Here is a 7,653-nt window from a genome sequence, read left to right on the forward strand (position 1 = left end):
ATGAGCCGCCGTGCCCTTCGGCCGCCTCCCGGTCCGCCCGGACCCGCGCCTCGATGCCGGCGGCCACCTGGCGCTGCCGCTCCAGCGTCGAGTGCCGATTGATCAGCGCTGTCAGCGATTCAGCATCCAGGAGACTCGCCTCGACAAGCGCTCGGCCCTCCGAGCGCTTCGGGTGGTCACCCCACTTCGTGTACGCCCATCTCTGCCGCGAGGGTGCGCAACTGCTGTGAGGGCTGTGGGCTCATGGTGAGCAGGTCGGAGGTGAGCTGCGTGGCCATCGACAGGGCTCTGACCATCTCGGGCGACACGGCCCTAGCCGCCGTGAGTGCCGAGACGGCTTCGGGGATCTGGCGGCGCTGGGCGTGCGCGCGTGCCACGTCGAGGTGGAACCGGGTCTGCCGCTCGGAGGACAGGCCGGAGGGGTCGATGCCCTCGGCGGCGCGGAGTGCCACCCCGGCGTCTCCGAGGTCCACGGCGACGGCCACCTCGTGCAGGCCGACGTTGGTGGGGCCGAACTCGGTGTGGTGGTCGTTGCGCCCTTCGCCCACCTGCTCGGCCATCGTGCGGGCGTCGCGGAGGTGGCCGTACGCGGCGTCTGCGTCGTTCACGCGCGCCGCAGCGACCGCGCGTTGCAGGGTGAGCGCGCCCCGCAGGGCCACCGCCGCCGTGTCACCGGTGCCGGCGAGCGGCTGCAGCGCGTCAGCGGCACTGCCGGATGCCTGAGCGGCCTGGGAGAAGCGACGGGCGCCGAGGAAGACGATCGACAGGCGGAACTCGCCCGCCGCCATCAGCAAGGGGTCGCCGGCGCGTTCGGCTGCGGTCACGGCACGGTCGACCGCGACCCACGCGGCGTCCGGCTCGCCCAGGTTCGCCAGCGCGGAACCGCAGGCGTGGTACATCGCCGCCGCCAGCCGGAACACCTCGGGGCGGTCCTCCTCCGACGCGGACCGTGCCGCCGCTTCCACCCGGGGCACCAGGTCTTCCAGCAGTTCCGCCAGGTCGGCGTAGTCGCCCGCGTGCGTCAGCGCCCATGCCCGCTCCACGTCTCCGCGGAGGGCCGCTACGTCGGGCGGCTCGTGCTCCGCCAGGAGCGCCTTCAGGGAGTGGGCTGCGCTCAGCACCTCGCGCAGCCGGCCGGCGCCGGGCGGTTCGGTCTCCGCTGCGGAGGCCACGATCGGGGCCTCAGAAGCGAGTTCGGCCACCGGGAGGCCGAGCACGTCAGCGACCTTCTCCAGCACCGTCATCCGGTCGATGCGGCGCACGCCCCGCTCCACCTGGGACACCCATGCCTCGGAGCGCTCCAGCAGGCGGGCGAATTCCTTCTGTGAGAGCCCTCGCCGCTTACGGTTCAGGGCGATCTTGCGGCCGAGTGCCTGCTCGTACTCAGCGCTCACGGTGCACACCCTTGCCCGAGACGAAGTCGAGGCGGTCGACCTCGGTGGCGGACAGGTACTGCTCGCGGGCCGCGAGGAACGCCTTGACGTGGTCCTGCTCCTCGTGCGCCTGGAACGCTTCTTCGTCCCGGTAGAGCTCGTAGAAGATCCGCTCCAGCGGGCGGCCGTCAACACGGTGCACCGTGTAGATCAGCGTTTCGGGTTCGTGCTGCCGGATCTGCTCTCCAGTCTCCTCCACCAGCGCATCGAACGCGGCGGCCGCAGCAGCGTCCTTGCAGGTGAAACGCACCATCAGTCCGAACATGCGGATCTCCTCTTCCCTCGATGGCTCATCTGGCGCCGCACCGGTGTGCACCGTATGCGGCCCATAACCCGTACGAAAAGTGCGGACCCGTACCCATGGTGCTCGTACTTTCGCTACGGTGCTAGTACTAATTGTACGGACTGCCTCGGTCTGTGTCAGCAGACCAGGGCGGCCCGTACAGAAAAGTGCTGGTCATCGTGATGGAGGAACGCCATGCTCACCTATGCACGTGCCTTCCCCGGCCTGCCCGAAGCGGTAGGCACGGCACGCCACTGGACACGGGCCGTCCTTGCCGACAGCCCACTGACCGACGACGCCGCCCTGATCGTCACCGAGCTGAGCGCCAACGCCGTCCTCCACGCCGCCGGGGCGACCTTCGGCCTCACCCTCGTCCACGCCCCCGAGGCCCTGTTCGTCTCCGTCACCGACGGCGGCAGCTCGCGCACCACTCCGCATGTCGAAGAGCCCGGCGAGGACGCTGCCCACGGCCGTGGCCTGGCCCTCGTCACCGCGCTCGCCCACCACGTCCACATCCACGGAGACGACCGCCACGGCCACACCGTCGTCGCCGAACTGCGCCTCACCCCCGAACCGGCGCGCACCACCCCTGGACAGGCCACGCGCGGAACCACCACGTGCTGAGCCACGGAAGGCCGTCCGACGCCCCGTGCACCCGTCGGCGGTTCTGGTGTGAGGCCGCCGCCCACCCCCCTGGCGGAAGCACCTTCCCGCTCGGCTCGAAGTCCGCCGGCTCACCCCGGCTCGCGCTGCGCTGGCTCCGCTCCCGCGCCGCAGACATCGCCGACCAGCTCGACCCACCGGCAGCCCGGCCCGTACGCGCCTGGCTCGCCGACCACACCGAGCACGAACGCGCCCTGTCCCACCTCGCCCACGGCGAGCCCTACACCTTCACCGCCTACGAGGACACCACCCACTACGTCCTCACCGCCCGCCCCACCACACCCGCACCCTCACGGAGGCACCGCGCATGACCCGCCACCTGCTCCTGGTCCCCGGCTACTGGTGCGAATGCCGCGCCGACGGCCGGCTCATCGGCTCCTTCGACGCCTACAGCCCCCACCAAGCCCTGCGCTGGGTCCGCATCAGCCTCATGATGATCGCCCACGGACTCGACAACGCCCCCTACCACCAAGCCCGCACCTGGACCGAACAAGGCCAGGACCAAGCCCTCCACGCACTCACCGTCGGCCAGCCCCAGACCCTCGCCCTCACCCACCGGGCCACCGCACTCACCTGGACCACCCGACCGGTCACCTACCTCCCCCTCACCCACCGGCAGACCACCGAGCTACCCGCCTGCGCACACCGCTTCCCCGATCCGAGCCACAGCAGCCACCCGCACTGAGTAACAACCTTCTCTACGGCTTCAAGGGCCCGAGCACGGCGCGGGCAGCCGCGCCGCCTTGCGGCGCGGCCCATACACCAGAGGCGCCCCTTCGTGCGAAGGGTCCGGCAGCCTGAGGGCATGGGGGCAGCCATACGCGCCACGTTCCGTGTGCGCTTCACCGAGTACCGCACTGATCCGAACGACCCGGACTGTCTGCGTCGAGCCGTCACCGTGCGCGCCGACAGGATCAGCTTCGCCGACGAGCACCTGATCCTGTGGCTCGCGGAGACCGAAGCCAGCCGCTACCCGCTCAGCGACGTCGAATCCGTCACCGTGGAGGGCAGCGAACGGCACCAAGACCCCGCGGCGATACGCGCCCAATACCCCAACGCCGGTCAGCCCTGGTCCGCCGACGATGAGGAGCGCCTCCTCACCCTGTACCGCGAGGGAACCCGCGATCTCGATGAGCTGGGCGCCGAGTTCGGCCGCCAACCCAGCGCCATTCGATCCCGCCTTGCTCGGCTGGGGTTCGAACAACTGTGATTGGCGGCTGGGGCGGTCGGCTCCACGGCTTTAAGGCAGCCACCATGGGGCGAGCCTCGAAGATCAGGGGCCCATCTCGGGCTATTGCGGGCAGACGAGGTGCTGCCCGAGCCGCAGCAAGCTTACGGGCCCCTGATCTCTCGCCCCAAGGCAGCTCCAGCCCAAAGCCGCTCCACCGACCTCAATTGTCTTCCCAGTCACGGTATTCTTCGATATCTGAGAGGGCGAGGCGAAGCTCAGTTTCACACTCCATTATTTGACGCCCGAGAGAGATCCTATGTTGCTTGGCGGACAGCATTTCTCGATTCACTCTGGAGTGTTCGGAGTCTGCACTGTCGATGCCCCCCAGGCGGAGCGTTATCTCTGCCTCTTCTGCTTCCGCCTTTGCGTACAAGCTCTTAAGGCTAGACAATTTCACCTCAAGGTCCCTGACATTACCCAAGGCGCTGGTTAGATCACTACCCCCAACTCTAGTGCGCACTCGATAGTTTCTTCGCCTACGGAAGGCTTCTACAGCCGCGCGAACCTCTTTCCAGTCTTTCTCACTGATCTGCACCATCGCATGTTCACCGCGCCTCACGAGGGGGCAATCACTCCATACGTCCAGTAGGAGCCTGGACCGGTCCCTTTCCTCCTGGGCAGACCCCACCTCCCGGAGGGAATCATGGTCGCCCTCCCTTATCTTGTGAGTCAGCTCTGCAACCTGTTCACTCCAGAACTTGGAATTCGCACGCAGATCCCGACATACCCGTCTATACTCGCTCTGAGTCATCGCAACTCTGCTGACACCCGCGGGGACTATTTCTATATTTTCCGCCTGTGCGACGGTCGAGGCGCTTACCGCGGCGCCGAGTTCCTCCTTAGCGATCTTGAGGAATGAACCCAGTTGGGTGATGAGAAAGTCGACACCGCACCTGTCCTGCATCTCAGACCACAGCTCAGGTCGCGCCCCCACTACGAGGCCGGCCTCCTTTCGAACCCAATCCTCCTTGGCGTCATTCGTCACGAAAAGGACGGCAGAGCGCCTGGTCGCCGCTTCCCGCAAAATTTGCTCCCAAACGAAATAATCCCCATGCGCATTTTCCCCTTTGCTCGCATCTTTGTAGCCAGGCGGCGTCTTGTTCTCCACGCGCTGTTCGTACTGAGAGATTAACGCTTCCACTTCTTCAACGGCGAAGGGCGCACCCGTCTTACCGTCGAGCAAACCAGCAAGGGCAGCCAGAACGGGATCATCGGATATCACGGCCGCAAGGCTCAGGTCAAAACTCTCACCTTGTTTTTCCACTGCGGCGATAGTTTGAGAGAAAGCTACTTCGATTGGCTCTAGTAGTCTCTTTTTGTCCGCCTCGGATAGCGAGCACCGCTTAGCGAAGATGCGCAACTCCTGCAACGCCTTGTTGCGGCATTCTTCGAGCTTTTTCGGAATAGAATCGTACAGTTCGATATGGCCTTTTACTGCGTCGACCCGGCGAGCATAGTACTCTTCTGCGACTTGATGTGGAACCCATAGTCTATTTTTTACACGCCCAAGAACATCGAGCAATTCTCTTCGCGCGCCGGGCGTGAATCGATATAGCTCAAGCAGCACGTTCGTATCAAGTACTACAAGATAGGTCCTGACGGCCTGCTTGTAATCGCTCAACGGGCGACGCCACAACCCTTGGAAACCTGTCAGAAATGAAGAGGGCATTCGAGCACTCCCTATCCAGCCGGTAATTTGATCTTTTTACCCTATCCTAGGCTGCACAACTGCATCACCTGTTCTACAGATTCATGTGAACCTGTCGTGGTTGTCTCCGTGCCACACCCGTGCCAGATCGGACGGGAACTCATCCGTAACCGGAGCCAACAGCGGCACCAGCGGCCGCCTCAGGCCCACGTAGTGTCGCGCCAGCGCAGCCCCACCTCGCTCCTAGAGCGGTGTCCACCACGTGCCCGATCCGTGCCCGACGGGTCGGGCAACCACGGTCAACAGCAGCGCCAGGGTGAGGGCGAGAGACTACCCACGGCGCGCCGTTCGCGCTGGTCACGCCCGCAAGAGCGACGACAGGCACGGTGATTCCCAAGCTCAGAGCGCGGGTTCGATTCCCGTCACCCGCTCCAACGACGAAGGCCCAGGTCAGGGACGTGATCCCCAGCCTGGGCCCTTGTGTTGCCGGGACGGCGCTACCCGTCTTGCACCAGATCCGCACCAGAAGGCCCGCTTACGAGCCCGGCGCCCGGCTGTCCCACATCCGGGACCTGGTGGAGACCGGCGAAGGCTCGAAGGTCACGGTCCACCGGGCATTCAAGGCGCTGGAGGCCGAGGGTCTGGTCACGGTGTCACGTGGCCACGGGACGGTCGTACGGCAGCCGGTTCCGCTCAAGCGGCTGGGCATCTACCGGTACGACAAGGCCAAGTGGCGAGATGGCGACGAGGTGGCGTTCATCGCCGACCGCGTGGCCTCCGGCCGGGCCTACCGCCGCAATGAGCAGACGCAGACGGTCAGCCGCGTCGAGGCCCCGCCCAAGGTTGCCGAAGCGCTCGGGCTGCCCGTCGGCGCCGAGGTGTACGCCCGGGCCCGCCTGGTGAAGGAGGGCGAGCAGCCCACGCACACCCTCACCAGCTACTACCGTCCTGAGCACGTCGAGGGAACACGTCTGGTCGACCCGACACCGGGGCCCGCCGGCCGCGGCGGAGGCTTCCGCGTGCTGTACGACGCGGGTTACGAGATCGACCACATGCGCGAAGCTCTCCTCGCCCGCCCTGCGACCTCCGAGGAGACGAAGCTCCTCCGACTGCCGCCCGGCGAACCGGTGATGGAACTGCATCGGACGACGTACACCGCCGACGGTACGGTCGTGGAGTTCGCCATCGGCATTCATGCCGCCTCACGCTTCGCATGGGAGTACGACTTCAAGGTTCCCGACTCGGCGCAGAAGCCCGAGAAGGAGTGACGATGCAGGACGAGGTGCGCTCGGACGCCCACCTGCTGTGGGACTACCAGCTGATGCACCACGAGCCGCGCCCCTGCTCGGTCGGCATCGGCCTGGGCAGTCACGATCTCGGCGTCGCCGACACCACGGTGGACCTGTACCGGCGCGGGATGCTGCCACTCATCGTCTTCACCGGGGCCACCAGCCGCACGACCCGTGAGCGCATGCCACGAGGCGAAGCCGAGCACTACCGGGAACGCGCCCTGGAACTGGGCGTGCCCGCCTCGGCCGTCCTGGTGGAGCCGAACGCCCGCAACACCGGCGAGAACATCCGCTTCTCCCGCGCCATGCTCGAAGAGCACGACGTCCCAGTGTCCTCGGTGCTGCTCGTCAGCAAGCCGTACGAGGAGCGCCGGGCCTACGCCACGGCCCGCAAGCTGTGGCCGGCCATCGAGGTCATCAGCGCCTCCACACCCATGACCCTCGACCAGTACGTGGAAGCCATAGGCAACGCCCACCTGGTCATCGACATGCTCGTGGGCTCCCTTCAACGGCTGATCATCTACCCGGCCCAAGGCTTCATGATCGAGCAAGCGATCCCCGCCGAAGTCGAAGCAGCGTACGAGCGCCTGTGCGCACGAGGCTTCACCAGCCGACTCGTGCCCGGCACAGCCGGGACCGGTGAGTAGAAACCTTCTCCACGGGTTCAAGGGCTCGCTCCGCTCGCCGCGCGGCCCGGCTCGCCGCCGGGCCGACGCTCCTGTCTCCGCCCCGCTCCGGCCCGGCCGCCGGCCCGCGCGCGGAGGCGAGCCACAGAAGAGGGCACCATCGTGGCTGGGGCGGTCGGCTCCACGGCTTTAGGCAGCCACCTTGGGGCGAGCCTCTAAGATCGGGGCCCACATCGGGCTTTAGCGGGCAGGCTAGGAGCTGCCCGAGTCGCGGCAAGCTTACGGGCCCCCGATCTCTCGCCCCATGGCAGCTCCAGCCCAAACCCGCTCTACCGACCTTCGCCTGCTTCTTCGGTGTTCGCACACTGCGGTGCCCACAGCCAAACTGCCCCAACCGCGGCGACCCAGCCAGCCAGCACCTTCCTAACTTAGGAAGTGGTTAGGAGGTCCCACTACCGCCAAACCCGCAGGTCAGCCCCA

The 7,653-nt window shown here is 66.5% G+C and carries 9 protein-coding genes; 6 read left to right on the forward strand and 3 right to left on the reverse strand.

The features are described 5' to 3' along the window. Window positions 1-176: 176 nt before the first annotated feature. Window positions 177-1,394, reverse strand: coding sequence for a helix-turn-helix domain-containing protein (locus HOY81_RS21425; RefSeq protein WP_237322120.1), 1,218 nt, complete (start codon window positions 1,392-1,394; stop codon window positions 177-179). Next, window positions 1,384-1,698, reverse strand: a complete 315-nt coding sequence (locus HOY81_RS21430; RefSeq protein ID WP_237322121.1) for a putative quinol monooxygenase — start codon at window positions 1,696-1,698, stop codon at window positions 1,384-1,386. The genes HOY81_RS21425 and HOY81_RS21430 overlap by 11 nt, the downstream gene beginning before the upstream one ends. 213 nt (window positions 1,699-1,911) lie before the next feature. Here HOY81_RS21430 and HOY81_RS21435 point away from each other — a divergent pair, with 213 nt between their 5' ends. From HOY81_RS21435 to HOY81_RS21450, 4 genes are all read left to right on the forward strand, one after another. Then, entirely contained in the window at window positions 1,912-2,340 is a 429-nt protein-coding gene (locus HOY81_RS21435; RefSeq protein ID WP_237322122.1) for an ATP-binding protein, read from the forward strand. Beyond that, window positions 2,334-2,690, forward strand: coding sequence for a hypothetical protein (locus HOY81_RS21440; protein WP_237322123.1), 357 nt, complete (start codon window positions 2,334-2,336; stop codon window positions 2,688-2,690). The genes HOY81_RS21435 and HOY81_RS21440 overlap by 7 nt, the downstream gene beginning before the upstream one ends. Next, complete coding sequence (locus HOY81_RS21445; protein ID WP_237322124.1) at window positions 2,687-3,064, forward strand: hypothetical protein; 378 nt, start codon at window positions 2,687-2,689, stop codon at window positions 3,062-3,064. The genes HOY81_RS21440 and HOY81_RS21445 overlap by 4 nt, the downstream gene beginning before the upstream one ends. 120 nt (window positions 3,065-3,184) lie before the next feature. Then, the gene (locus HOY81_RS21450; protein WP_237322125.1) at window positions 3,185-3,589 is read left to right on the forward strand and encodes a hypothetical protein; all 405 of its coding nucleotides are present in this window, start codon (window positions 3,185-3,187) and stop codon (window positions 3,587-3,589) included. Window positions 3,590-3,770: 181 nt separating this feature from the next. Here the strand turns inward: HOY81_RS21450 and HOY81_RS21455 are convergent, their stop codons facing one another. Beyond that, complete coding sequence (locus HOY81_RS21455; RefSeq protein WP_237322126.1) at window positions 3,771-5,231, reverse strand: PIN-like domain-containing protein; 1,461 nt, start codon at window positions 5,229-5,231, stop codon at window positions 3,771-3,773. 533 nt (window positions 5,232-5,764) lie between these two features. Here HOY81_RS21455 and HOY81_RS21460 point away from each other — a divergent pair. Together HOY81_RS21460 and HOY81_RS21465 are read left to right on the forward strand one after the other, a co-directional pair. After that, on the forward strand, window positions 5,765-6,526 hold the full coding sequence (locus HOY81_RS21460) for a GntR family transcriptional regulator (protein WP_237322127.1): 762 nt from the start codon (window positions 5,765-5,767) through the stop codon (window positions 6,524-6,526). A gap of 2 nt (window positions 6,527-6,528) precedes the next feature. Next, entirely contained in the window at window positions 6,529-7,194 is a 666-nt protein-coding gene (locus tag HOY81_RS21465; protein WP_237322128.1) for a YdcF family protein, read from the forward strand. The last annotated feature ends 459 nt before the right edge of the window (window positions 7,195-7,653 follow it).

Source organism: Streptomyces sp. JJ36, assembly GCF_021696945.1.
Classification (GTDB): Bacteria; Actinomycetota; Actinomycetes; order Streptomycetales; family Streptomycetaceae; genus Streptomyces.